The organism is Enterobacter sp. LU1 (assembly GCF_008271405.2).
GTDB classification, from domain to species: Bacteria; Pseudomonadota; Gammaproteobacteria; order Enterobacterales; family Enterobacteriaceae; genus Enterobacter; species Enterobacter hormaechei_C.
In genome coordinates this window covers 141,346-165,632 of sequence record NZ_CP043438.2, presented here as the reverse complement: position 1 = coordinate 165,632, position 24,287 = coordinate 141,346, and the positions used below count along the sequence as shown (strand labels likewise).

General features: G+C 53.9%; 25 protein-coding genes. 17 read left to right on the top strand and 8 right to left on the bottom strand.

Annotated features, from left to right (window positions below; all coding sequences use genetic code 11):
- Positions 1–14: 14 nt before the first annotated feature.
- Together envC and FZF21_RS00785 are read left to right on the top strand one after the other, a co-directional pair.
- Positions 15–1,274 carry a murein hydrolase activator EnvC gene (envC, locus tag FZF21_RS00790; RefSeq protein WP_026094345.1) on the top strand — a complete coding sequence of 420 codons (1,260 nt, stop codon included), beginning with the start codon at positions 15–17 and terminating at the stop codon, positions 1,272–1,274.
- 3 nt (positions 1,275–1,277) lie between these two features.
- A complete protein-coding gene (locus FZF21_RS00785) occupies positions 1,278–2,210 on the top strand; it encodes a divergent polysaccharide deacetylase family protein (RefSeq protein ID WP_017693955.1) in 933 nt (310 codons plus the stop codon).
- Positions 2,211–2,221: 11 nt separating this feature from the next.
- Here the strand turns inward: FZF21_RS00785 and FZF21_RS00780 are convergent, their stop codons facing one another.
- Entirely contained in the window at positions 2,222–3,022 is an 801-nt protein-coding gene (locus FZF21_RS00780; RefSeq protein ID WP_032646783.1) for a glycosyltransferase family 2 protein, read from the bottom strand.
- Positions 3,023–3,227: 205 nt separating this feature from the next.
- On the opposite strand from FZF21_RS00780, the gene FZF21_RS00775 reads away from it, so the two are divergent.
- Both FZF21_RS00775 and FZF21_RS00770 read left to right on the top strand, forming a co-directional pair.
- Entirely contained in the window at positions 3,228–4,433 is a 1,206-nt protein-coding gene (locus FZF21_RS00775) for a glycosyltransferase (protein ID WP_047737347.1), read from the top strand.
- 15 nt (positions 4,434–4,448) lie between these two features.
- Positions 4,449–5,363 (top strand): hypothetical protein, encoded by a 915-nt coding sequence (locus FZF21_RS00770; protein ID WP_015570028.1) that lies wholly within the window; start codon positions 4,449–4,451, stop codon positions 5,361–5,363.
- A 26-nt stretch (positions 5,364–5,389) separates the two neighbouring features.
- On the opposite strand, the gene tdh is transcribed toward FZF21_RS00770, so the two are convergent.
- Positions 5,390–6,418 (bottom strand): L-threonine 3-dehydrogenase, encoded by a 1,029-nt coding sequence (gene tdh / locus FZF21_RS00765; protein WP_017383610.1) that lies wholly within the window; start codon positions 6,416–6,418, stop codon positions 5,390–5,392.
- A gap of 9 nt (positions 6,419–6,427) precedes the next feature.
- Positions 6,428–7,624, bottom strand: a complete 1,197-nt coding sequence (kbl, locus tag FZF21_RS00760) for a glycine C-acetyltransferase (protein WP_015570030.1) — start codon at positions 7,622–7,624, stop codon at positions 6,428–6,430.
- Positions 7,625–7,837: 213 nt separating this feature from the next.
- Between kbl and rfaD the strand changes: the two genes are divergently transcribed.
- From rfaD to FZF21_RS00730, 6 genes are read left to right on the top strand one after another with little or no spacing between them, the layout of a single operon-like run.
- Positions 7,838–8,770: an ADP-glyceromanno-heptose 6-epimerase gene (gene rfaD, locus FZF21_RS00755; RefSeq protein WP_003860858.1), complete on the top strand. Its 933-nt coding sequence runs from the start codon at positions 7,838–7,840 to the stop codon at positions 8,768–8,770.
- Positions 8,771–8,772: 2 nt separating this feature from the next.
- Positions 8,773–9,819, top strand: coding sequence for an ADP-heptose--LPS heptosyltransferase RfaF (gene rfaF, locus FZF21_RS00750; RefSeq protein WP_015570031.1), 1,047 nt, complete (start codon positions 8,773–8,775; stop codon positions 9,817–9,819).
- A gap of 3 nt (positions 9,820–9,822) precedes the next feature.
- Positions 9,823–10,806, top strand: a complete 984-nt coding sequence (gene rfaC, locus FZF21_RS00745) for a lipopolysaccharide heptosyltransferase RfaC (RefSeq protein ID WP_039269342.1) — start codon at positions 9,823–9,825, stop codon at positions 10,804–10,806.
- A gap of 3 nt (positions 10,807–10,809) precedes the next feature.
- The gene (locus FZF21_RS00740; RefSeq protein ID WP_017693958.1) at positions 10,810–11,919 is read left to right on the top strand and encodes a glycosyltransferase family 9 protein; all 1,110 of its coding nucleotides are present in this window, start codon (positions 10,810–10,812) and stop codon (positions 11,917–11,919) included.
- Positions 11,920–11,924: 5 nt separating this feature from the next.
- Positions 11,925–12,824: a glycosyltransferase family 2 protein gene (locus FZF21_RS00735; protein WP_045338664.1), complete on the top strand. Its 900-nt coding sequence runs from the start codon at positions 11,925–11,927 to the stop codon at positions 12,822–12,824.
- Entirely contained in the window at positions 12,812–14,023 is a 1,212-nt protein-coding gene (locus FZF21_RS00730) for an O-antigen ligase family protein (protein ID WP_015570034.1), read from the top strand. Before FZF21_RS00735 ends, FZF21_RS00730 begins: the two co-directional genes overlap by 13 nt.
- Positions 14,024–14,049: 26 nt before the next feature.
- On the opposite strand, the gene FZF21_RS00725 is transcribed toward FZF21_RS00730, so the two are convergent.
- Complete coding sequence (locus FZF21_RS00725) at positions 14,050–15,003, bottom strand: polysaccharide deacetylase family protein (RefSeq protein WP_023302886.1); 954 nt, start codon at positions 15,001–15,003, stop codon at positions 14,050–14,052.
- A 150-nt stretch (positions 15,004–15,153) separates the two neighbouring features.
- On the opposite strand from FZF21_RS00725, the gene rfaQ reads away from it, so the two are divergent.
- The 7 genes from rfaQ to coaD all read left to right on the top strand — a co-directional run bounded on the left by rfaQ (position 15,154) and on the right by coaD (position 22,046).
- Positions 15,154–16,224 (top strand): putative lipopolysaccharide heptosyltransferase III, encoded by a 1,071-nt coding sequence (gene rfaQ, locus FZF21_RS00720; RefSeq protein WP_074145782.1) that lies wholly within the window; start codon positions 15,154–15,156, stop codon positions 16,222–16,224.
- On the top strand, positions 16,221–17,348 hold the full coding sequence (locus FZF21_RS00715; protein ID WP_015570036.1) for a glycosyltransferase family 4 protein: 1,128 nt from the start codon (positions 16,221–16,223) through the stop codon (positions 17,346–17,348). Before rfaQ ends, FZF21_RS00715 begins: the two co-directional genes overlap by 4 nt.
- Before the next feature lie 2 nt (positions 17,349–17,350).
- Positions 17,351–18,451: a glycosyltransferase gene (locus tag FZF21_RS00710; protein WP_047737344.1), complete on the top strand. Its 1,101-nt coding sequence runs from the start codon at positions 17,351–17,353 to the stop codon at positions 18,449–18,451.
- Positions 18,452–18,462: 11 nt separating this feature from the next.
- Positions 18,463–19,452: a glycosyltransferase gene (locus FZF21_RS00705; protein WP_047737341.1), complete on the top strand. Its 990-nt coding sequence runs from the start codon at positions 18,463–18,465 to the stop codon at positions 19,450–19,452.
- A gap of 66 nt (positions 19,453–19,518) precedes the next feature.
- Positions 19,519–20,793, top strand: a complete 1,275-nt coding sequence (gene waaA / locus FZF21_RS00700; RefSeq protein ID WP_003860874.1) for a lipid IV(A) 3-deoxy-D-manno-octulosonic acid transferase — start codon at positions 19,519–19,521, stop codon at positions 20,791–20,793.
- Positions 20,793–21,563 carry a glycosyltransferase family 2 protein gene (locus tag FZF21_RS00695; protein WP_023315166.1) on the top strand — a complete coding sequence of 257 codons (771 nt, stop codon included), beginning with the start codon at positions 20,793–20,795 and terminating at the stop codon, positions 21,561–21,563. Before waaA ends, FZF21_RS00695 begins: the two co-directional genes overlap by 1 nt.
- A gap of 3 nt (positions 21,564–21,566) precedes the next feature.
- Positions 21,567–22,046: a pantetheine-phosphate adenylyltransferase gene (gene coaD / locus FZF21_RS00690; RefSeq protein WP_015570040.1), complete on the top strand. Its 480-nt coding sequence runs from the start codon at positions 21,567–21,569 to the stop codon at positions 22,044–22,046.
- A gap of 2 nt (positions 22,047–22,048) precedes the next feature.
- On the opposite strand, the gene mutM is transcribed toward coaD, so the two are convergent.
- The 4 genes from mutM to radC form a co-directional block, all read right to left on the bottom strand.
- A complete protein-coding gene (gene mutM, locus FZF21_RS00685) occupies positions 22,049–22,858 on the bottom strand; it encodes a bifunctional DNA-formamidopyrimidine glycosylase/DNA-(apurinic or apyrimidinic site) lyase (RefSeq protein ID WP_003860879.1) in 810 nt (269 codons plus the stop codon).
- A 72-nt stretch (positions 22,859–22,930) separates the two neighbouring features.
- Positions 22,931–23,098, bottom strand: coding sequence for a 50S ribosomal protein L33 (rpmG, locus tag FZF21_RS00680; RefSeq protein ID WP_003024094.1), 168 nt, complete (start codon positions 23,096–23,098; stop codon positions 22,931–22,933).
- A gap of 22 nt (positions 23,099–23,120) precedes the next feature.
- On the bottom strand, positions 23,121–23,357 hold the full coding sequence (gene rpmB / locus FZF21_RS00675) for a 50S ribosomal protein L28 (protein ID WP_002436699.1): 237 nt from the start codon (positions 23,355–23,357) through the stop codon (positions 23,121–23,123).
- A gap of 217 nt (positions 23,358–23,574) precedes the next feature.
- A complete protein-coding gene (radC, locus tag FZF21_RS00670) occupies positions 23,575–24,240 on the bottom strand; it encodes a DNA repair protein RadC (RefSeq protein WP_006812419.1) in 666 nt (221 codons plus the stop codon).
- Positions 24,241–24,287: the final 47 nt, after the last annotated feature.

Here is a 24,287-nt window from a genome sequence, read left to right as displayed (position 1 = left end):
AGGCGATTTTTTCAATCACATGGGTCGTGAAGCCGCTTCGGTTATCAGTCAGACCTCTGCTTTGCGCCAGCGCACTCAGCGCTGGCGTATTGCTGTGCGCCGCATCCGCCCACGCGGATGACCGCGATCAGCTTAAATCCATTCAGGCCGATATCGCCGCCAAAGAGCGTGCGGTACGTCAGCAACAGCAGCAGCGCGCCACCCTGCTCGCCCAGCTTAAAAAGCAGGAAGAGGCCATTTCCGCCGCCGCGCGTAAGCTGCGTGAAACACAAAACACCCTTGCCCAGCTCAATAAGCAAATCGATGAAATGAACGCGTCGATTGCGAAACTGGAGCGTCAGCGCGATGCCCAGGAGCGGAACCTTGCTGCACAGCTTGATGCTGCTTTCCGTCAGGGTGAGCACACAGGCCTTCAGCTGATCCTCAGCGGTGAAGAGAGCCAGCGTGGTCAGCGTTTACAGGCCTATTTCGGCTATCTAAACCAGGCGCGTCAGGAGACCATTGCGCAGCTGAAACAGACGCGCGAAGAAGTCACCACGCAAAAAGCCGAGCTGGAAGAGAAGCAGAGCCAGCAGCAAACGCTGCTCTACGATCAGCAGGCGCAGCAGGAGAAGCTTGAGCAGGCGCGCAATGAGCGTAAGAAGACGCTCGCCGGGCTGGAGTCCTCTATCCAGGCAGGACAAAGCCAGCTGAGCGAAATGCGCGCCAACGAATCCAGACTGCGTAACAGCATTGCCCGGGCAGAAGCCGCGGCCAAAGCGCGCGCCGAAAAAGAAGCGCGCGAAGCGCAGGCGGTGCGTAATAAGCAGCAGGAAGCCTCCCGGAAAGGCACCACCTACAAACCGACTGAAAATGAACGTTCCCTGATGTCGCGTACCGGCGGCCTCGGCTCCCCGCGTGGTCAGGCTTACTGGCCCGTTCGCGGTACGATCCTGCATCGCTATGGCGAACAGTTGCAGGGTGAGCTACGTTGGAAGGGGATCGTTATCGGTGCGTCTGAAGGTAGCGAAGTGAAAGCCATCGCCGATGGCCGCGTGATCCTGGCCGACTGGCTACAGGGTTATGGGCTCGTGGTGGTGGTTGAACACGGTAAAGGCGATATGAGTCTTTACGGCTACAACCAGAGCGCGCTGGTCAGCGTTGGCACCCAGGTGCGCGCGGGTCAACCCATTGCCCTTGTGGGCAGCAGTGGCGGTCAGGGCCGCCCGTCACTCTATTTCGAAATTCGTCGTCAGGGTCAGGCGGTCAATCCACAGCCGTGGTTGGGAAGATAGGTTTTGCTTCAATTTCGTCGAATTGTTGTTTCCGTAGTCAGCGCACTGGCGCTGGCTGCACCGGTTTATGCAGGCAAACTCGCGATTGTGATTGATGACTTCGGTTATCGACCACACTATGAAAATCAGGTGCTGGCGATGCCGCCAGCCATCTCTGTCGCCGTCCTGCCTAATGCGCCTCACGCGCATGAAATGGCGACCAAAGCGCACAATGGCGGCCATCAGGTCCTCATCCATCTGCCAATGGCCCCCCTCAGCAAGCAGCCGCTGGAAAAAGATACCCTGCGCCCGGACATGAGCAGCGACGAGATCGATCGCATCATCCGCGATGCGTACAATAAAGTGCCGTATGCCGTGGGTCTGAATAATCATATGGGCAGCGCGATGACCTCCAGCCTGTACGGTATGCTTAAAGTGATGCAGGCGCTGGAGCGTTACAATCTCTATTTCCTCGACAGCATGACCATCGGCAACAGCCAGGCGATGCGTGCCGCTCAGGGGACAGGTGTAAAAGTCATCAAGCGCAAAGTATTCCTGGACGACTCCCAGAACGAAGCGGATATCCGCGTGCAGTTCAACCGCGCGGTACAGCTGGCGCGCCGTAACGGTTCGGCGATTGCCATTGGGCATCCGCATCCGTCTACCGTTCGCGTTTTGCAGCAAATGTTGCCGGGCTTACCCGCCGATATTACGCTGGTGCGTCCGAGCGATCTGCTCAATGAACCTCAGGTGGATACTTCTCGTCCGGGTAGCGCGCAACCACCCGCAACGCAGCCGCGTAATCCATTCCGCGGCGTGAAGAACTGCACGCTGAAACAGCCGCCTGAACCGGTCTATGCAACCCGCTTCTTCTCGGTGATTGGCGAAAGCATCAGCAGCAGTACACTGGTTAAATATGTCCAGCAACAGTGGCAGGGTTGGGGAAAAAAAGCCTGATCGGCTAACGCCTATTCTGCCAGATAAGAGTCCGACTGCTCTTTTGCAACGGACTCTCTCTTTTCCCGATCCTGATACCAGGCCTTGAAATACTTCAAAAAACTGTACGCCGTGGCATAAAACCCTGTCACCACACCTACTTTGCCCTGACGCCAGGCACCGCTAAACAGATACCATTTGAAAAATGCGCCGATAGCGCTGATCGCGCCGCGACCAAGAGAGGGACGTATCGTCTGATATTGAACCAGGCGAGTAGTATATCCGTTTAATTTATTAAAAAGTTCATGCAGCGAATGAAACGTCTCATGTCTGACATAACCTGGAATACGTTCAGAACGGAGAAAACCTTCAACCTGATCGTCTACTGGCCGGTTATTAAATCGCGACTGCGTACGGTTAAAAAGACGCACCGGATAATCCGGTGATGAGACGGGATAAATCGTTCGGACATTTTCTCCCAAAACAAACCAGTGACGACATATCCGCCACGCCATATCCGGTTCGGGTTCATCGCCCATTTTTAATTTTAAAATAGCATCAACGGTTTCTTGATCGAGTATTTCGTCACTGTCCATGCACAGCACCCAGTCGTTGTGCGCATGGGATACGGCATGGTTCATCTGCTCGCCGTGCCAGCTATATTTTTTGAATATAGGCGACAATCCATAACTCTGGCAAATATATATCGTCGAGTCTGTACTTCCGGAATCCACTATAACGAATTCATCTGCTATTTTTAAAAGAGGAGGAATAACATCGTGCAACGTTCTTTCGGAGTTAAACGTTAATAAGCAGACCGTTATTTTAAACATATTTTCACTCTCTCAATAACGACATAAAATTTTTCACTCATACTATCGAATTGAGAAGAGGCGATTAAAGTCTTAAATCGCACTTTTAAAATAAGCGCGTTTAAAATGTTTTCTTGTAAAAAGACAAAGAAATACAAAAAATCTATTTTATTTCAGTAAATTCTTTATAATGCGGTCAGATGAAGGGTAGCATACGGATTCAGACATGCCGCAAAAACGTAAAATCCTCCTCCTGGACACGGGCAAAGAATGGGGGGGAGGTACCAACAGTATGCTTGAGCTTCTGAAGCGAATCAACCGCGACAAATTCGACATTACCTGTTGTTTTTACAGGGATTATAGTCGTGCTGAAGGTCAAACGATTGGCCAGGTGCTCAATAGCATTAGGATCCCGCTACTCGTTATCCCTCAACGTAAGCAACCGGCATGGGCAAAACTACTGAAAGAAGCGGGACGTGGTCTGCTGTTTTTCTCGCGTTCAGCGCGCAAAGCTTTTACGCGGCATATCGATACCCTGTGGCGCATTCGCCCCAACGTCAGCAAGATCGAGACCATTTTCAGGGAAGGTGGATTCGATACGCTGTATATGAACAACCAGCCAGGCTCTAACGAAGAAGGGTATCTGGCGGGCGCAAACCTGCATGCGCGGATAATCCAGCACTGCCGGATTGAACCGGTGCTGACCCCGCCGCTGGTGAAGCTGGTCAATGCCCATGCCACAAAAATCATCGCCGTCTCGCACGGCGTTGAACGCGTGTTGCTTCAGCATGGCGTCCGGCCAGCGCTGTGTACCACGGTCAACAATGCTATCGACATCCACCAGCCTTTGCCCGACCGACGCGCGATGCGCCAGCGCCTGAACATTGATGACGACACGTTTGTGTTCGGCAGCATTGGCTCGCTAATCCCTCGCAAAGCCAACCACCATACGCTGGAGGCGCTGGCACAGTTCAGCCAGAGGCACCCGCAGGCAAAATGGAAGATGGTGTTGGTCGGTGAAGGGGCGGAGCGCGGCGCACTGGCGGCACAGGCTGACGCGCTGGGTATTGCTGAGCACGTCATTTTTACCGGTTTCCAGAACACGCCTTTTGACTATCTCGCCACCTTTGACGCATTTATTCTGGCCTCGAAGAGCGAAGGCCTGCCGCGCGTCGTGCTGGAGGCGATGCTGCTGAATATTCCCGTGATTGGTTCAAAGGTGACCGGCACGGCAGAATTGATCGATCATGAGTCGACCGGCCTGCTGTTTCCCTGGAGCGACGTGTCGCAACTTGCTCAACATCTGGATAATATCTGGCAGGATCCTGCTCTGCGCGCCCGGCTCGCCGCTGCCGCACACCAGAATGTCTGCAACATGTATGCCATTGAAAGCTATGTTAACGGTGTCGAGGCCGTTCTTGGCGCGCAATAACCAAACGAGAAGAACATGTTTAAATTCCTGAATGCTCGCTACCGCCACATTACCGGGCGTCATAACATTCCTTACGCTTCCCTTCCGGTCACGCGCGATCTCGTTGCGGTGGATTCCATTGTGATCCCGTGTACGGGCGCGGATTTCGTCGAAGAGGCGTTATTGTCAGCGACCTTTGCAGAGCGTTATGCCACCGACGTCAGCGAGATTGTTATCGTCAGCGATCAGCCTGAATCCGCTTTCGGCGAGCTGCCGCCAAAAACCCGCGTTGTTACCCTCACGCTTCCAAAACGTGAAGAAGGTTACCGCTATAAGCAGATCTACCTCAGTCGTCTGGTGAAGCTTAACGCTCCGTTGCAGGCGCGCGGTGAAGGTGTGCTGATGATCGACTCCGATCTCAACCTGCTTAAAATGCCAGAGATCAACATGGCGGATATGCACATCTACTCCAGCTTCCGTCAGGGCAAAATGATTGCCAAGCTGGACGGCGCGCCAGCGGAGAAAGTGCCGGCATATTACAAAGAAACGGTGCGTCCGTATCTGGTCGATCACGTTAACGGCGCGTTTCTTGCCGCCACCAAAAAGACCTGGCGCCGTATCTGCCCGCTGTGGCTGACGCTGTTCCAGGATACCTGGGAGCTGATGGACGACACGCAGCCGCCGACCGATCAGCTGCCGCTCGCTGCGCTGCTGGACATGCTGGATGTAAAAACGGTTAACCTGGGCGACTGGATGAACTGGCCGGTCTCCAAGAAGATCGGCGGTCAGGAAGCCGTTGTGCCGAAAGAGGTGATTGGCGCGCACGGTGGTTTCCCGCTTTCCGAATGGCAGAAGTATCTGGAATCGCCGGATAACAAACTGCTGTTCAAAGGCCAGGATTACACCCGCAAGGTGCGTTACCTGACGGACGAAGAGAAAAAGAATCAGTAAAAAAGGGGCCGCTGGCCCCTTTTTAATTACTTATCCCAGCTCAGGATCACTTTCCCTGACTGGCCGGACCGCATTGCGTCAAAGCCCTGCTGGAACTCATCGATGGAGAAACGGTGAGTGATAATCGGGGACAGATCCAGACCGGACTGGATCAGCGCGGCCATCTTGTACCAGGTTTCGAACATCTCACGGCCATAGATGCCCTTAATGAACAGCCCCTTGAAGATGACTTTGTTCCAGTCAATGGACATATCTGACGGCGGAATACCCAGCATCGCGATACGGCCACCGTGGTTCATGGTGTCGAGCATGGTGCGGAACGCCGGTGGCGCGCCGGACATCTCCAGACCCACGTCAAAGCCTTCGGTCATGCCCAGCTCTTCCATCACATCGGTCAGGCTCTCTTTCGAGACATCCACCGCGCGGGTGACGCCCATTTTGCGCGCCAGCGACAGGCGGTATTCGTTCACGTCGGTGATCACCACGTTGCGCGCACCCACATGCTTCGCCACGGCTGCCGCCATAATGCCGATGGGGCCCGCGCCGGAAACCAGCACGTCTTCACCCACCAGGTCGAAGGAGAGCGCCGTGTGTACCGCGTTGCCGAACGGGTCGAAGATGGAGGCCAGATCGTCAGAGATATTGTCCGGGATTTTGAAGGCGTTAAACGCCGGGATCACCAGGTATTCCGCGAAGCAGCCCGGACGGTTCACGCCCACGCCGACGGTGTTGCGGCACAGGTGGGTACGCCCACCGCGACAGTTACGGCAGTGACCGCAGGTAATGTGGCCTTCACCGGAGACGCGATCGCCAATGTTGAAGCCTTTTACTTCCTGGCCGATACCCACCACTTCGCCGACATATTCGTGACCGACAACCATCGGTACCGGAATGGTTTTCTGCGACCACTGGTCCCAGTTGTAGATGTGAACGTCAGTACCGCAGATGGCGGTTTTACGAATTTTGATCAGCAGATCGTTATGACCGACTTCCGGCTCCGGCACGTCGGTCATCCAAATCCCTTCTTCCGCTTTCAGTTTGGATAACGCTTTCATCATACGTCCTCAGGCAATGACGCCCAGCTGTTTGCCGATGCGGGTAAAGGCTTCCACCGCACGTTCAATTTGTTCAGGCGAGTGCGCCGCAGACATCTGGGTGCGGATACGCGCCTGACCTTTTGGTACCACCGGGAAGAAGAACCCGGTCACGTAAATCCCTTCTTTCTGAAGCTCACGAGCAAATTTCTGCGCGACAACCGCGTCGCCCAGCATCACCGGAATGATCGCGTGATCGGCACCGGCCAGGGTGAATCCTGCGGCACTCATTTTTTCGCGGAACAGGCGGGCGTTAGCCCACAGGCGGTCGCGCAGCTCAGCTCCGGATTCCACCATCTCCAGCACTTTAATGGAGGCAGCCACAATCGCCGGCGCCAGGGAGTTGGAGAACAGATACGGGCGGGATCGCTGGCGCAGCCACTCGACCACCTCTTTACGCGCGGCGGTGTAGCCGCCAGACGCGCCGCCGAGCGCTTTGCCCAGCGTACCGGTGATGATATCCACGCGGCCCATTACGTCGCAGTATTCGTGGGAGCCACGACCGTTTTCGCCGACAAAACCGACCGCGTGAGAGTCATCCACCATCACCAGCGCGTCGTATTTATCCGCCAGATCGCACACGCCCTTCAGGTTGGCGATCACACCGTCCATGGAGAACACGCCGTCGGTGGCGATCAGGACGTGGCGAGCCCCCGCTTCACGGGCCTCTTTCAGGCGCGCTTCCAGCTCCACCATGTCGTTGTTGGCGTAGCGGAAACGCTTCGCTTTGCACAGGCGTACGCCGTCGATGATGGAGGCGTGGTTCAGGGCGTCGGAGATAATCGCGTCTTCTGCGCCGAGCAGGGTCTCAAACAGACCGCCGTTGGCGTCGAAGCAGGAGGAGTACAGAATCGCGTCTTCCATTCCGAGGAAGTTCGCCAGCTTTTGCTCAAGCTGCTTGTGGCTGTCCTGCGTACCGCAGATAAAGCGAACGGAGGCCATACCGAAACCGTGGGTGTCCATGCCGTTTTTCGCCGCGGCAATTAGCTCAGGGTGATTCGCAAGACCTAAATAGTTGTTCGCGCAAAAGTTGATCACATGGCTGCCGTCGGCAACGGTGATGTCCGCCTGCTGGGCAGACGTGATAATACGCTCTTCTTTGAACAACCCTTCCGCACGTGCGGTATCGAGGTCGCTGTTTAACTGTTTGTAAAAATCACCACGCATTGCAATTCTCCAGACTCGGCAAATTTTGGCACATATTACCCAAACCAATAGTTCATGACGAGATGACGCAGTATCTCTTCTCGTTTTTGCAGCATAAATCACGCGTACCCCTGCTGCATATCGGTGAATGGCTGAAGCCTGAGCATTGTGATGATATGATAAAGAGATTAGCGTTCGGGATATTCCCCGACTCATACTTCAAAGGTTACAGTTATGATCATCGTTACTGGCGGCGCGGGCTTTATCGGCAGCAATATTGTTAAGGCCCTCAATGACAAAGGCATCACCGACATTCTGGTGGTGGACAACCTGAAAGACGGCACCAAGTTCGTGAACCTGGTGGATCTGAACATCGCTGACTACATGGATAAAGAAGACTTCCTTATCCAGATTATGGCGGGTGAAGAGTTCGGCGAGATCGAAGCCATCTTCCACGAAGGTGCGTGCTCCTCCACCACCGAGTGGGACGGCAAGTACATGATGGATAACAACTATCAGTACTCCAAAGAGCTCCTGCACTACTGCCTGGAGCGTGAAATTCCGTTCCTGTACGCCTCTTCCGCGGCAACTTACGGTGGGCGCACTTCAGATTTCATCGAATCCCGCGAATATGAGCAGCCGCTGAACGTTTACGGTTACTCCAAGTTCCTGTTTGATGAGTACGTACGTCAGATCCTGCCAGAAGCGAACTCGCAGATTGTCGGCTTCCGCTACTTCAACGTCTACGGGCCGCGCGAAGGCCACAAAGGCAGCATGGCGAGCGTGGCGTTCCACCTGAACACCCAATTAAATAACGGCGAAAGCCCGAAACTGTTCGAAGGCAGCGACGGCTTCAAGCGTGACTTCGTCTACGTGGGCGATGTGGCGGCAGTAAACCTGTGGTTCCTGGAAAATGGCGTGTCCGGCATTTTCAACCTGGGCACCGGCCGCGCGGAATCCTTCCAGGCGGTGGCAGACGCGACGCTGGCGTACCATAAGAAAGGCAGCATCGAGTACATTCCGTTCCCGGATAAGCTGAAAGGCCGCTACCAGGCATTCACCCAGGCGGACCTGACTAACCTGCGCGCCGCAGGCTACGACAAGCCGTTCAAGACCGTTGCCGAAGGCGTAACGGAATATATGGCCTGGCTGAACCGCGACGCATAAGCATGAAAATTCTGGTGATCGGCCCGTCATGGGTGGGCGACATGATGATGTCGCAAAGTCTCTATCGCACGCTCAAGGCGCGTTATCCCCAGGCGATAATCGACGTGATGGCACCCGCATGGTGCCGTCCGCTGTTATCGCGTATGCCGGAAGTGAACGAGGCGATCCCGATGCCGCTCGGACACGGGGCGCTGGAAATCGGTGAACGCCGCAAACTCGGCCACAGCCTGCGCGAGAAACGCTATGACCGCGCGTACGTGCTGCCTAACTCCTTCAAATCCGCCCTTGTGCCCTTCTTTGCGGGCATCCCGCACCGTACCGGCTGGCGCGGTGAAATGCGCTACGGCCTGCTGAACGACGCCCGGGTGCTGGATAAAGAGGCCTGGCCGCTGATGGTGGAGCGCTACGTGGCGCTGGCCTACGACAAAGGCGTGATGCGCAGCGCGAAAGATCTGCCGCAGCCGCTGCTGTGGCCGCAGCTCCAGGTAAGCGATGGGGAGAAATCCCACACCTGCAACGCATTTGGCATTTCGTCCGAACGCCCGATGATTGGGTTTTGCCCTGGCGCAGAATTCGGTCCGGCAAAACGCTGGCCGCACTATCACTATGCAGAGCTGGCGAAACAGCTTATCGACGAAGGCTATCAGATTGTGCTGTTTGGCTCGGCGAAAGATCATGAGGCGGGCAATGAAATTCTCGCCACGCTGAGCACCGAGCAACAGGCATGGTGCCGCAACCTGGCCGGGGAAACGCAACTCGAGCAGGCGGTTATCCTGATTGCCGCCTGTAAGGCCGTGGTCAGTAACGACTCTGGCCTGATGCACGTCGCCGCCGCGCTGGATCGTCCCTTGGTCGCGCTGTATGGCCCAAGCAGCCCGGACTTTACGCCGCCGCTGTCGCACAAGGCGCGCGTGATCCGTTTGATCACCGGCTACCACAAGGTGCGCAAAGGCGATGCCGCAGAAGGTTACCATCAGAGCCTGATCGACATTACCCCGCAGCGTGTTCTCGAAGAACTCAACGCACTGCTGTTGAGTGAAGAAGGATAACGGATGCGGGTATTGATCGTTAAAACCTCCTCAATGGGTGATGTTCTGCATACGCTGCCGTCGCTGACGGACGCCATGCGGGCCATTCCCGGCATCCGTTTTGACTGGGTGGTGGAAGAAGGCTTCGCGCAGATCCCCACCTGGCATGAAGCGGTTGATCGCGTGATCCCGGTGGCCATTCGCCGCTGGCGCAAAGCGTGGTTCTCCGCACCGATTAAAGCCGAACGCAAAGCCTTCCGCGAAGCGGTGCAGGCCCGGCGTTACGACGCGATCGTCGACGCCCAGGGGCTAGTGAAAAGCGCCGCGCTGGTCACGCGTCTGGCGCACGGCGTAAAGCACGGCATGGACTGGCAAACCGCCCGCGAACCGCTGGCGAGCCTGTTCTATAACCGTCGCCACCATATTGCGAAGCAGCAGCACGCCGTGGAACGTACCCGTGAGCTGTTCGCTAAGAGTCTCGGCTATGCAAAACCCGACCTCCAGGGTGACTACGCCATCGCACAGCATTTTCTGCGCGAAACGGACAAGGATAGCGCGCCCTATCTGGTCTTCCTGCATGCCACAACGCGCGACGATAAGCACTGGCCGGAAACGCACTGGAGAAGGCTGATTGAACTAATGCAACCTTGCGGTATCCATATTAAACTCCCGTGGGGCGCTGAACATGAGCGGCAGCGAGCGGAACGTCTGGCAGCAGGTTTTTCCCACGTCGAGGTGTTACCCAAACTCACGCTGGCGCAGGTTGCCGCACAGCTGGCGGGCGCTAACGCCGTCGTTTCTGTGGATACAGGGTTAAGCCATTTAACCGCCGCACTGGATCGTCCTAATATCACGATTTTCGGCCCGACCGATCCGGGGTTGATCGGGGGTTACGGTAAAAACCAGCATCAGATGGTCAGCCCTACGCAACAAACGAAGGATATTAGCGCAGATGCTATTTTTTCATTTTTACAGGGCAGCCATCGGCTTTCCAACAGGGATATTTAACCCATGAGTTATGTATTTCTGCTGATTTTACTCTTTCCGGTGAAACTCATCCGGAAGCTGTTTCGAAAGGACACGGGCAAGAACCTTGTCATTCAGACAGCCAAAATCGGTGACTTTATTAATGCGACGCCTCTTCTGGCATATCTGCAAAAAAGCGATGTGTTGATCAGTCGCAGCGTTGGCGCGCTGGCGAAGCATGATGAGACTATTGAGCAGATCTATTTTATTGAGCAGCATAAGCGCAACCTGTGGCGTAAACTGTGCTTCGCGTGCAGGATCATGAACCGCTACGACAACGTCTACCTGCTACAGCCCAACAGCGTGAACCTCTTTTTTGCCGCCGTCTGCAATGCCAAAAACAAACAGTTTTTAAGCATTTACACGCGCAGGTGGTATCACGGGATTTTCTATCTCGCAGCCGACGGCACCGTTGAGCATGGCAAAAAAACGCTTTCGGTGACGAACTACCTGAAACTGGCCGACCGCTCGCTCACGTGGCAAGACTCTCCCAAGCACGCCACAAAGCCACTCTTCAAGCCGACGACCTGGCCGGCCATTCTTGATAAACCTGGCGTTATCCGCATCGGCATCAGTATTGCGGCGGGCAATAAAGCCAAAACCGTCCCTCCGGTTATCTGGAAGCGGATTGTTGATCAACTCGCTGATTTACCCTGCGAGTTTTATGTCTTCGGCGCGCCAAACGAACAGTCGTGGATGGACGATATCACCCGTCTTTACGGTGACATCCCCAATTTTATCAATCTTATTGGCAAAATTTCGCTGGAAGAGCTTCCCTGGGCCATTTCTAAGATGGACTGCTATATCGCGTCTGACTCGGGGAATGTCTACATCGCAGACGCCGTCGGCGTGCCGGTGGTCCTGCTGTTTGGACCGTGTTGTCACTATGAACAGCGTCCGCTTGGCAATGTGATGCTGATCGGGAATGACGATAACATTTGTTCTTATGTGTTTGAAACGCGCTATTACTTCCCGCAAGAGCGGGAAGCGCTATTCTCTGTCACTGACTCCGCGTTACACGATCTTCAGCAGTTTATCCGTACATTACCAAAAGCCCGCTCACTGGCTAGCGCTACCGACGCTCAAGGAAACTAATTTTTATGGCTTTTTTAAGCGTCATTATTGCTGCGCATAACGCTGAAGCTACGCTGCACGCCACGCTTTCAAGCCTGCTGGCAGCAACCGATCAGGATACTGAAGTCATTATTTTCAATGACAGTTCTGAGGATGCCACGCAGGCAATAATTGAAGAGTGGTCGCCGAAATTTCCTCAGATCATAACGCGCACCGTGAACTTTCGTAACGTAGGCCGGGTAAGAAACAGCGCTGTCGCGCTGGCATCGGGTGAGTATATTACGATGCTCGACAGTGACGATTGCTTAAAGCCGGGCAGCCTCAGGGACGCAATGGCCTACCTGAAAGCGCAACGTCCGGATATGTTACTGACACGTTTGCTTGAGATTCGCGATCCCCGGAGAATGACTTCAGACTGGCAGGGATTTAATCCTGTGCCATTGTCACAACATGAAGCAATTGCTCGTTTCTTACGTCATAAAGACTTTCAGGCACATCTCATTGGCCAGTTTATTCATCGTAGTCTTTACGAGAAAAATCCCATACCTCCGATGTTATGTTATGAGGATTTCGCTGTCTTCCCGGGAATGTTGATGCAATCGAGTAAAATAGCCTATCAGCGCCAGGGGCATTATTATTACATCAAGCGTCGCGACAGTTTGTCGAGCAGTCTGGACGCCAGCAAAATTTCAACGCTTGTCGAATGCACGTTACAGATGGAAAGAACATTTCCGTCACGCTACAAACATCTCGTCAATTGCCACTGGTTTGATATTTACAGCAACCATCGGTCCTGTCTGACAGACCAACAATTGCAGCTCGTGAAACAACGCGTAAAGACCATGTATACATTGTCTTTTTTCCTGTCCACCGATGTTCGTTTTAGCTACAAAAAAAGGGTTATTGAGGCGTTATGGAAAAAATAAAACCACGGCTATATCAACTGACGATCGCTTTAAGCCTCATCTCCTTGATATTGGCTTTAGTCAGTTCTGGGAAGCAAAGAGAATTTTTCTATATCGCTATTTACGTCAGTATTATTGGCCTGGCTTTCGAATATAAAAAAATCACTCTGCGACCTTTTACTATAGCACTGCCCATTCTGCTGATTGGGTTACTTAACCTCGGCTGGTACTTACTCTATGAGTATCATAACGAGGGCCTCAACCTTTACAGCGACTACCTCGGTGCCAGCAAAAAGTTAATTTTAGCGAGTGTCCTGATTTTCTATATCGACCGCTTTAAGTTTTATATCGATAAGGATACCTTCAGGAAATTCTTCTTCTTCGCAACGGCCCTGGGGTTTGTGCTCGCCACAGGGTATGGCTTGTGGCAGGCCTCGCAAGGTATGACTCGCGTTGAGATGGCAATTAACCGTGCCACCGTTTCAGCTTATGTTTATTCTGTCCTGTCACTGGCTTTCGTATACAGTCTTTACCTTCAACAGAACGTGAAGCTGTATGTTGTTGCGGGCTTCACTATATTAATCTCTTACTTCGTCATACTGTTGACGGGGACCCGCGCTGCGATGGGTTTATATCTGCTTCTGGCGATTGTGCTCACGCTTTATCATTTCAGAAAGATTCATCTTAAATCAGCCCTCATCTTTTTATGCATTGTTGCAGGCGTTGTAATCGTTAGCTACAAGCCATTGATTTCGCCAAAAATACAACAAACCCAACGTGAGGTTGAACGTTATCAACAAGGTTTTGACCGCACCTCACTCGGCGCACGTTTTTCGATGTGGACTATCGGGATCGAGAATGGTCTTGCCCATCCGTTAGGGCAATCGCTGGAAGAGCGTGAAGCGTGGACCCGACACTACATTAAAGACGGCCATCCTCACCTTGGCAGTGCACTCGAATACATCAAAGTCCACCTGCATAATGAATTTATTGAGAAATACTCTTTGCAGGGGATCCCCGGCGTAGCGGTAATGCTCTTTTTCTTCGTTTCGATGATTGTGTATGCCCTACGAAACAGAAACGCACTGCTGCTGACGTCGATGCTTCTTTTGCTTTTGTATGGACTGACGGATGTCATACTGCTCAGTTCAGAAGCCTTAATCTTCTTTATGATTTTGTTTGCGCTAAGTACACCTTTCTCACAAACAAAACAGCAATAACAAATATGCCCGCCTGGCGGGCATAACTATTTTTTGTACTGGTAAAACTCCGCCAGCGTCATCCCCACGGTCTTATCTGATAACCAGGTAAAGAGCTGCTCCAGATCCTGATACAGCCCCTCAATCGCGGCCTCGTCTTTAAAAGTAGGGCTCCCGCCAGGCATAAATTCCGACGAATGCAGCATAAACTCCACGTAGTCATTCCCCTGAGCCAGGCACTGCTGCGCAACCTTAATCATCTCCGCCGCATTTCCTCCGGACGGACGTAACCAGTTAACTGACGGAGAACGGTATTTACCGCGCAGACGATCATAACCCTGCTTCAGGGAATTCAGCCATGCCGGGTGTTTATACTGGATGCTCATCGGCACTTCGAGGAGAGGGCTGTTTCCCGGCCGGGAAATGTCGTCTACGTCCAAAAAGTAGGCACGATCGGGAAAATGCTGGTAATTCGTTCCGCCATTACCCTGCGGGGCACCTTTCGCGTTACGCCAGTTCACGCGCGGCGTAACGGAACAATCTACCTGATACCCCAGCTCAATCAGCAACTGGGCGTAACGGCTGTCGAATGCCCAGCGCCCGGCGCGATGGCTGAGCATTTTTGTCTGGAAAGTCTCTTCCAGTAAGCGGGTCATGAAGAGCACTTTCTCACGCATGACCTCGTCTGAAAACTCAATCAGATAAGGCTGCCAGCGCCAGTCATCACCGGTCAGATCGTGTTCCGGAGGGCTATTCCAGGCATGGAGATGCATTCCCACCTCACCCTGGCCGCGGGCTATGACCTCTTTCGCGAACTCAATGAATACCGGTTCGACTGCCATCTCGTAGTTGGTCAGCCAGACGGGCTTAAAGCCGAAGCGTTCACAAAGCGCCTGAAACCGCGCCAGGTAGCGCGCGTTTTCCGTTTTGATCACCCGGTGGTTCTGCCAGAGATTATCCCCTTCGGTATCGATCGTGATGATAAACGCTGGTTTTTTCATAATGAGCCCGCAAGACAAAATAGTTAGCGCTATGTTACGCACGCCCGAAAGCAGGAGTAAACCCTTCCAGGGAAATTCCTGACATTATGGAGAAAGAGTGCAAGTCGTTACCAGGTCTATTAGAATTGCCAATAGTACAACGCCGATAAGATGATGATGAATAACTTACCTGACACGCCTGATTTGCGCATTTTACTGATCAAACTTCGCCATCATGGCGACATGTTACTCACCACCCCCGTCATCAATTCATTACGCCAGAAATGGCCTGAAGCTCAAATCGACGTGCTTCTCTATGAAGAGACGCGAGACATGCTCGCCGCGCATCCGGCAATCGGGACGATCTATGGTATCGATCGTAAATGGAAGCAGCTGGGGACGCTGAAGCACCTGCAAAAAGAGTGGCAGTTGCTTCGTGCTTTACGCGCTCAGCATTATCATCTGGTGATCAATCTTGCCGATCAGTGGCGCAGCGCGATTGTTACCCGCTTCACCGGCGCACCGGTTCGGCTCGGGTTCGCCTTTAACAAGCGCAATAACGCCTTCTGGCGTTTTTGTCACAGTGAACTGGTCTCGGTCGCCAGCCATCAGTCGTTGCACACCGTTGAACAAAATCTCTCCATACTGTCAGCGCTGCCGGTAATGGCCAACCCTACCGTGACCATGGCTTACAGCGTGGATGACTGGCGCCATGCTCACCAAAAGCTGTCGCAAAAGGGCGTGGGAGACCGCTACATCGTTATTCAACCCACTTCACGCTGGTTCTTTAAGTGCTGGGATGAAGGCAAAATGGCGCAAACTATCGCCGCGTTGCAGCAGGACGGCCACACTATCGTCCTCACGGCGGGACCGGATAAGAAAGAGCTGGCGATGATTGACCGCATTCTTGCCGCCTCCCCGCAGACGGGTGTTGTATCGCTGGCAGGGCAGTTAACCCTGCGCCAGCTGGCCTCGCTAATCGATCACGCGATCCTGTTCATTGGCGTTGACTCCGTACCCATGCACATGGCCGCCGCTCTTCAGACGCCCTGCGTGGCGCTGTTTGGCCCGTCAAAATTGACGTTCTGGTCGCCATGGCAGGTTAACGGAGAGGTCATCTGGGCAGGTAACTACGGCCCGCTTCCCAACCCTGACGCCATTGATACAAAAACGACGGAACGTTATCTCGACGCCATCCCCGTTGATACTGTCGTCTCCGCCGCAAGGAGATACCTGCAATGAAGCTTCATCGTCTGGCCATTGTGCGCCAAAAATATCGTCCGGATGGGGGAGCAGAACGTTTTGTCTCCAGGGCACTTACCGCGCTGAGCAATCAAAATCTTGAGCTCAACGTCATCACCCGCGAGTGGCAGGGCGAAAAGCAGGACGACTGGCATATTCATATTTGCGATCCCCGAAAGTGGGGCCGCATCAGCCGTGAGCGCGGCTTTGCACACGCCGCACGCGCGCTGTGGCAGCAACAGCAGTTTGATATTGTCCAGAGCCACGAACGTATTCCGGGCTGCGATATTTACCGCGCCGGGGATGGTGTACATCGACGCTGGCTGCTACAGCGTACGCGTATTCTTCCCGCCTGGCGCGCGAAGCTGCTTATGCACGATCGCTATCACCGCTACGTGATGCACGCAGAACGTGAAATGTACCAGGCTCCCGAGTTGAAAGCCGTTATCTGTAATGCGGAGATGATCAAGCGCGAAATCGTCGAAGACTTTGATATTGACGCAAAAAAGATACATGTGATTTATAATTCAATAGATTCCAGCCGCTTCGTTCCGGCAGAAGAGAGACAACGCGCTGTACTGCGTCAGCAATTTGGCTTACCCGCTGATGCCGTCATTTTCTGCTTCGTGGGTTCAGGGTTTGAACGCAAGGGGCTGGCAAGCGCTATTCGGGCTATAGCAGGAACCTCGGCGTGGCTGGTTGTGGTCGGTCAGGATAAAGCGGAAAGCCGTTATCGCGACCTCGCCCGTTCATTAGGCTGTGAGGGGCAAATCCGTTTCCTGGGGATGCAAAAAGAGACGCTGCCATTTTATCAGCTTTCTGATGGCTTACTGCTGCCGACGCTGTATGATCCTTTCCCTAACGTCATACTTGAAGCAATGGCCTGTGGATTGCCCGTCATTACGTCAGAGAGTTGCGGTGGTTCAGAATTTATTGAGCAAGGCCAGAACGGGTTTTACTGTGATGCACTTGATATCCACACATTGAAGGAGGCCGTCATGTCCATCCCTTCACTGGAAAAAAATAACAATATGGGGCTTGCGGCGCGTGAACGCGTCAGAGAAGCAACCCCTGAAAAACTATCAAGTCAGCTTATTTCGCTTTATCAAAAATTACTGGATTAATAATGCGCATCCTAATGATTATTGATGGTTTACCCGGTGGAGGAGCCGAAAAAACGGTTCTCACCCTCTCCAGCGGACTGACAGAACTGGGGCATCAGGTCACCCTTTTCTCCTTACGGAAGGTGTGCGACTACGCCATTCCGGAAGGCTTCGATTTTCAGATTGTGCAGGATACCTGTAAAAAACCCTGGCGGAAGCTGACCGAGATCCCGCGTCGCGCCCGTTTGCTGGATCGCGCCATCGAGCAGGCAGAACGCAGCGGTAAATTTGATGTCGTCTTCTCACATCTGCATAAAACCGACCGTATCGTGGCGCACAGCCGCGTGCTGGCTCGGGATAAAGTCTGGTTCTGCGTACACGGGATGTTCTCCTTCTCCTATTTGCGCCATCGCAGCGGGCTTTCTCGCTGGTTTAAGCATTATAAAATTCGTCATACCTATGAAAACCGCAACGTGGTGGCGGTATCCGGCGCCGTGCTGCACGATCTGTCTGAAGTCCTCGCGATCCCCCTGCGGCGCAAAGCGGTTATCCATAACCCCTTTGATATCCCTGAAATTCAGCGTCTGGCGGAAGCGCCCTTTGAGATGCAGGGGCAGGATTACATTATCCATGTTGGCCGTTTTCATGAACACAAACGTCACGACAGGCTGCTGCGGGCGTTTGCGCTGAGCAAGATCGACGCATCGCTGGTGTTGATGGGCAAAGGTTCTGACGCGAAAATAAATCAGCTCAAACAGCTTGCCGCTAAGCTGGGAATTGAAAACAAGATCGTCTTCCGCCCGTTCGAAACCAACCCCTACCCGTGGATCAAAGGGGCACGCCTTTTAGTGTTAAGTTCCGACTGCGAAGGTTTTGGTAATGTACTGGTAGAGTCCATTATCTGTCAGACCCCACCGGTGAGTACAAACTGCCCTGGCGGCCCTGCTGAGATCCTTACTGGCCCCCTGGCGCGTGGTCTGACAGCGTTAACCGACGAATCACTGGCGAAAACACTGGCAGAACTGTATGCCTCTCCGCCCGTTGTTGATCGCGAAACGATCGCATCGTTCGGTATCAACGCCATTTGCCAGCAATACATTGCTTTGGTCGACAACCAAAAATAATCAGGTTTCATATGCAAAATTCAGCGCCTTTATTAAGCGTGGTGGTGGCCGTTTATAACGGTGAAGCTTTTCTCGATCAGTTCTTTACCTGCCTTGTAAATCAACACATCGACAGTATGGAAGTCATCATCGTGAATGACGGTTCCACTGACCGCTCGATGCAGATTGTCGAAAAATGGCGCGAACAGCTGCCACAGATGCAGGTTATTGAACAACCTAATCAGGGCGTGTCCATCGCGCGTAATACTGGCCTGGCCGTTGCGACCGGCCAATATCTCTCTTTCCCGGATATTGATGATGTCTTCAAACCCGGCATGTACCAGCGCCTGCTGGATATGGCCGTCACGCAGAATCTGGATGTCGCCACCTGCAATGGCAACTACGTCTGGGAAAATAACAAAAAACCGTCTAGCCCTATTTTCCCTGAAGATAAGCTCGCCTCAACGGGCGTCATGAATGGCGCGGCATGGTTAAAAAAGGCGCTGGATTCACGTAAGTTCCTGCATGTGACCTGGCTGAATATCTATCGTCACGATTTTATTCGTCAGCACGGCTTCCGTTTCGAGCCTGGCCTGCGCCATCAGGATATCCCGTGGACGACTGAGGTGCTGCTTGCCGCAGAACGCGTTCAGTACACCAGCGAACGCTTTTACGACTACTACATTCACTCCGCCTCGGTATCGCACACCCCGGATAATGACGACACGCTGATTCGCTCTGCGCGCCATTATATGAAGATCCTGAAGATGCTTGATGCCATTAACCAGCGCTACCCGGATAAAGTGAAAAATATCCCGGCCTGTTACTGGCAAATCGCTAAAGAGGGTCTGGGAATTATTCATACCTTCGACAACATGAAGGATGAGGCGAAGAAATCAATGATAATCAAAGAGTTCTTCGACACCGGGATCTGGAAGCTCATCTGGAAAAGTGCCAAAAGCCCGCGTTTGCGCTGGCGCCTGGGCCGGCGCTACTTCCGTTTAAAACGGTATCTGGCATAAGAGATAGCTTTAGCACGCTTAAATGCTTAGAATTTCCCGGCCGAAACTAAAAAAACGGATAATCGCTTGGAATTGTTGTATACCGCCCTGCTCTACATCATTCAGCCACTGGTGTGGCTGCGACTGTTGCTTCGTAGCCGTAAAGCGCCTGCGTACCGTAAACGCTGGGCCGAACGTTATGGCTACTGCCGCAATAAAGTGGCGCCGGACGGTATTCTGCTGCATTCCGTGTCAGTCGGGGAAACGCTGGCCGCCATTCCACTGGTGCGTGCCCTGCGCCACCGTTATCCGTCACTGCCCATCACCGTCACCACGATGACGCCAACCGGCTCAGAGCGCGTGATGTCTGCCTTCGGTAAAGACGTGCATCACGTCTACCTGCCGTACGATCTCCCCTGCGCCATGAACCGTTTCCTGAATACCGTGCGCCCTAAACTGGTGATCGTCATGGAAACCGAACTGTGGCCGAATATGATTTCCGCCCTGCATGCCCGTAAAATTCCTTTGGTTATCGCCAACGCGCGTCTGTCGGAACGCTCGGCGAAAGGGTACGGCAAGCTGGGTAAATTTATGCGTCGCCTCCTCAGCAAAATCACGCTGATCGCCGCGCAGAACGAAGAAGATGCCGCGCGCTTTATCGCCCTCGGCCTGAAGCGCAACCAGCTTGCGGTCACGGGTAGCCTGAAGTTCGATATTTCCGTCACCCCTGAACTCGCCGCCCGTGCGGTAACACTGCGTCGTCAGTGGGCGCCGCGTCGCCAGGTCTGGATTGCCACCAGCACCCATGACGGCGAAGAAGCCATTATTCTTCAGGCTCACCGCCAGCTGCTGGAAAAATTCCCTGATTTACTTCTGATTCTGGTTCCTCGCCATCCTGAGCGTTTTAAAGATGCCCGCGAGATGGTGCAAAAAGGCGGTTTCAGCTTCACCCTGCGCAGCAGCGGCGAAATCCCCTCTGGCAGCACGCAGGTGGTGATTGGCGATACGATGGGCGAACTGATGCTGCTGTACGGGATCGCCGATCTTGCTTTCGTTGGCGGAAGCCTGGTGGAGCGCGGTGGTCATAACCCGCTGGAGCCGGCAGCCCACGCCATTCCCGTGCTGATGGGGCCACACACGTTTAACTTCAAAGATATCTGCGCGAAATTGCAGCAAGCCGATGGCTTAATCACCGTGACCGACGCGGATTCGGTGGTCAAAGAGGTCTCTACCCTTCTGACTGACGAAGATTACCGCCTGTGGTACGGTCGTCACGCCGTTGAAGTCCTGCATCAGAACCAGGGGGCGCTGACCCGTCTGCTGCAACTTCTGCAACCTTACCTGCCGCAGCGGAGCCACTAATGTCAACGCGTCTGTCGGTCGTGATGATCGCCAAAAACGCCGCCGACCTGCTTCCGGATTGCCTGGCCTCTGTTGCCTGGGCTGACGAAATCGTCATTCTCGACTCCGGAAGTACGGACAACACGGCGGACGTTGCCCGTGCAGCCGGGGCAAAAGTCTTTACCGACACCGACTGGCAGGGCTACGGTATTCAGCGCCAGCGTGCGCAGGGTTACGCCACGGGCGATTACGTGTTGATGATCGATACCGATGAGCGCGTCACCCCGGAACTCCGACAGGCCATTCAAACGGTGCTTGCCGCGCCACAGCCCGGCGCGGTCTACAGTATCGCGCGTCGTAACTATTTCCTGGGCCGCTTTATGCGCCACAGCGGCTGGTACCCCGACCGCGTGATGCGCCTCTATGCGCGCGAGCGTTATCAGTACAACGACAACCTGGTCCATGAATCTCTGGCCTGCGATGGCGCTCAGGTCATCCCCCTGACGGGCGATCTGCTTCATCTGACCTGCCGCGATTTCGCCAGCTTCCAGCGTAAACAGCTGAACTATGCCACCGCCTGGGCGCAGGAGCGGCATGCGCGCGGCAAGAAGGCCACGCTGACCGGCATCTTCACCCACACGCTGGGCGCGTTTCTGAAAACGCTGCTGCTGCGTGGCGGCGTGCTGGACGGCAAACAGGGCTGGTTACTGGCCGTAGTGAATGCCCAGTATACTTTCAACAAATACACCGAGCTGTGGGCGCTGAACCGCGGCTACTCAGAGAAAACGTGAGCCATGAGCACAAAAGCGATTTATCCGGGTACCTTCGATCCGATCACTAACGGTCATCTTGATATCATCACCCGTGCGGCGTGTATGTTCGACAAGGTGATTCTGGCCATTGCCGCCAGCCCGAGCAAAAAGCCGATGTTCGACCTGAACGAACGCGTGCAGCTTGCCACCGATGCAATTTCGCATCTGTCGAATGTTGAGGTCGTCGGATTCAGCGACTTGATGGCAAACTTTGCCCGTGACCGGCAGGCCAATATCCTGATCCGCGGTCTTCGCGCGGTAGCAGACTTCGAATATGAGATGCAGCTGGCACACATGAACCGCCATCTGATGCCGGAGCTGGAGAGCGTATTCCTGATGCCCTCCAAAGAGTGGTCCTTCATCTCTTCCTCACTGGTGAAAGAGGTGGCGCGCCATCACGGGGACGTTACCCACTTCCTGCCGGTTAACGTCCACCAGGCGTTGATGGAAAAGCTAAAGTAACCCTACTTCTGGCACTGACGGCAGTAAAACGTGGCGCGCTGAGCGTGCTTCGTGGCAATAATCGGCGTCCCGCAGGCTCTGCACGGCTCACCCTTACGGCCATAAACCTGCAACTCCTGCGCAAAATAGCCCGGCTTCCCGTCGCTTTGCAGGAAATCCTTCAGCGTCGTCCCGCCCTGCTCAATTGAGCGCAGCAGTACCGCTTTAATTACTCTGACCAGCAGCTCGCACTCCTGCGCCGACAGCGAGGAGGCCAGCCGATCGGGATGGATCCCGGCGGCAAACAACGATTCGCTGGCATAGATATTTCCCACGCCCACCACCAGCTTGTTATCCATCAGCCAGGGTTTAATCGGGGTTTTCTTTTTCGCGCACTTCTCTTTGAGATAATCCGCGTTAAACGCCTCTGACAGCGGCTCAGGTCCGAGATGCGCCAGCACGTTGTGTCCTTCCAGCTCTTTGGTCCACAGCCATGCGCCAAAGCGACGCGGGTCGGTGTAACGCAGCACTTTGCCGTTACTCATCACCAGATCAACGTGGTCGTGCTTTTCCGCAGGCAACTCTTCGGTGAGGATGCGCAGGCTTCCCGACATGCCCAGATGGATAATGATCCAGCCGTCAGGCAGCTCCAGCAGCAGGTATTTCGCGCGGCGCTGCACGCTCAGGACGGGTTTGTCGCTTAACGCGTGGATCTCATCGGACACCGGCCAGCGCAGACGCCCGTTGCGAACGACAGCATGAAGAATAGTCGCGCCAACCAGATGGGGCTCAATGCCGCGGCGGCTGGTCTCTACCTCTGGTAATTCAGGCATGGTTCCTCCGTTGAGATGCAGAATGCAAAAAACCCCGCAGTTGCGGGGTTTTTCAATACAAGGAGACTAAAATTATTTGATTTTAGCTTCTTTGTACAGTACGTGCTGGCGTACAACTGGATCGAATTTTTTCAGTTCCAGTTTTTCCGGCTTAGTACGTTTGTTCTTCGTGGTGGTGTAGAAGTGACCTGTACCAGCAGAAGAAACCAGCTTGATTTTCTCGCGAATACCTTTAGCCATGATTTATTTCCTCTTTAAGTACTTAGTACTTTTCGCCACGGGCACGCAGTTCGGACAGAACTGTATCGATGCCTTTCTTATCGATTACACGCATACCTTTAGCAGATACGCGCAGGGTGACAAAACGCTTCTCGCTCTCAACCCAGAAACGGTGAGAGTGCAGGTTCGGCAGGAAACGGCGTTTAGTCGCGTTCAGTGCGTGGGAACGGTTGTTACCGGTCACCGGACGCTTGCCAGTAACTTGGCAGACTCGGGACATGTCTATTCTCCAAAAATCAAATTAGCTCGAGCTTCGTATGGGGTATCGGCGCCTCGTCAGGCTTTACAGCCCGGTCATCGCATAGTTCTATTGAACTCTCGATTGCCAGGCCCAAATGCCAAACCCGAGATTCTCAAAGGTGGCGTAGTATACGCTGACTCGGCGGTGTGCTCAAGTCCCGAACAGACAAAGATCCCGATGGATCGCGAGAAAAGGCCTAAATCCAGCCACGTTCGGCAAAAGAAATGTACTCTCCGCGGCCAATTATCAGATGGTCCAGCACACGAATGTCCATGAATTGACAGCATTTGATAATACGTTCGGTAATTGCTTTGTCAGCTCTGCTTGGTTCTGCACAGCCAGAGGGGTGATTATGCGCGAGGATCACGCCGGCTGCATTCACTTTTATCGCTTCCCGCACAATTTCACGCGGATGCACCTCAACGTGACTCAATGTTCCCGAAAAAAGGCGGGTATGTTTCAGTACCCGGTTTTTGTTGTCGAGAAAGATCACCATAAAGATCTCCCGCTCCAGATCGGAGAGCTGGCTTTGCAGAAATTCGCGGGTCATGTCGGGGGTGAGGATCGGGTCTTCTTCCTCCATACGCACGTTGTAAAATCGCCGGGCCAGCTCGGCAATGCCCCGTAGCTGGGCATATTTCGCCACGCCAATGCCCTCAACGTGCGTAAACGCCTCCAGCTCAGCGGTCAGCAATCCATACAGTGAACCGAAATGGTCTATCAGTTCTTTCGCCAGCGTAAATACCGTTTTCCCCGGCGTGCCTGTGCGTAAAAAGAGCGCCAGCAGCTCGTCGTCCTTTAACAACGTGACGCCATGACGCAGCATTTTTTCACGCGGTAGCAGCAGTTCAGTCTCTTCCATGCCCGGCCTCCTTCTGTTTGCCATTATGCTGCCACAGGCAAATTCGG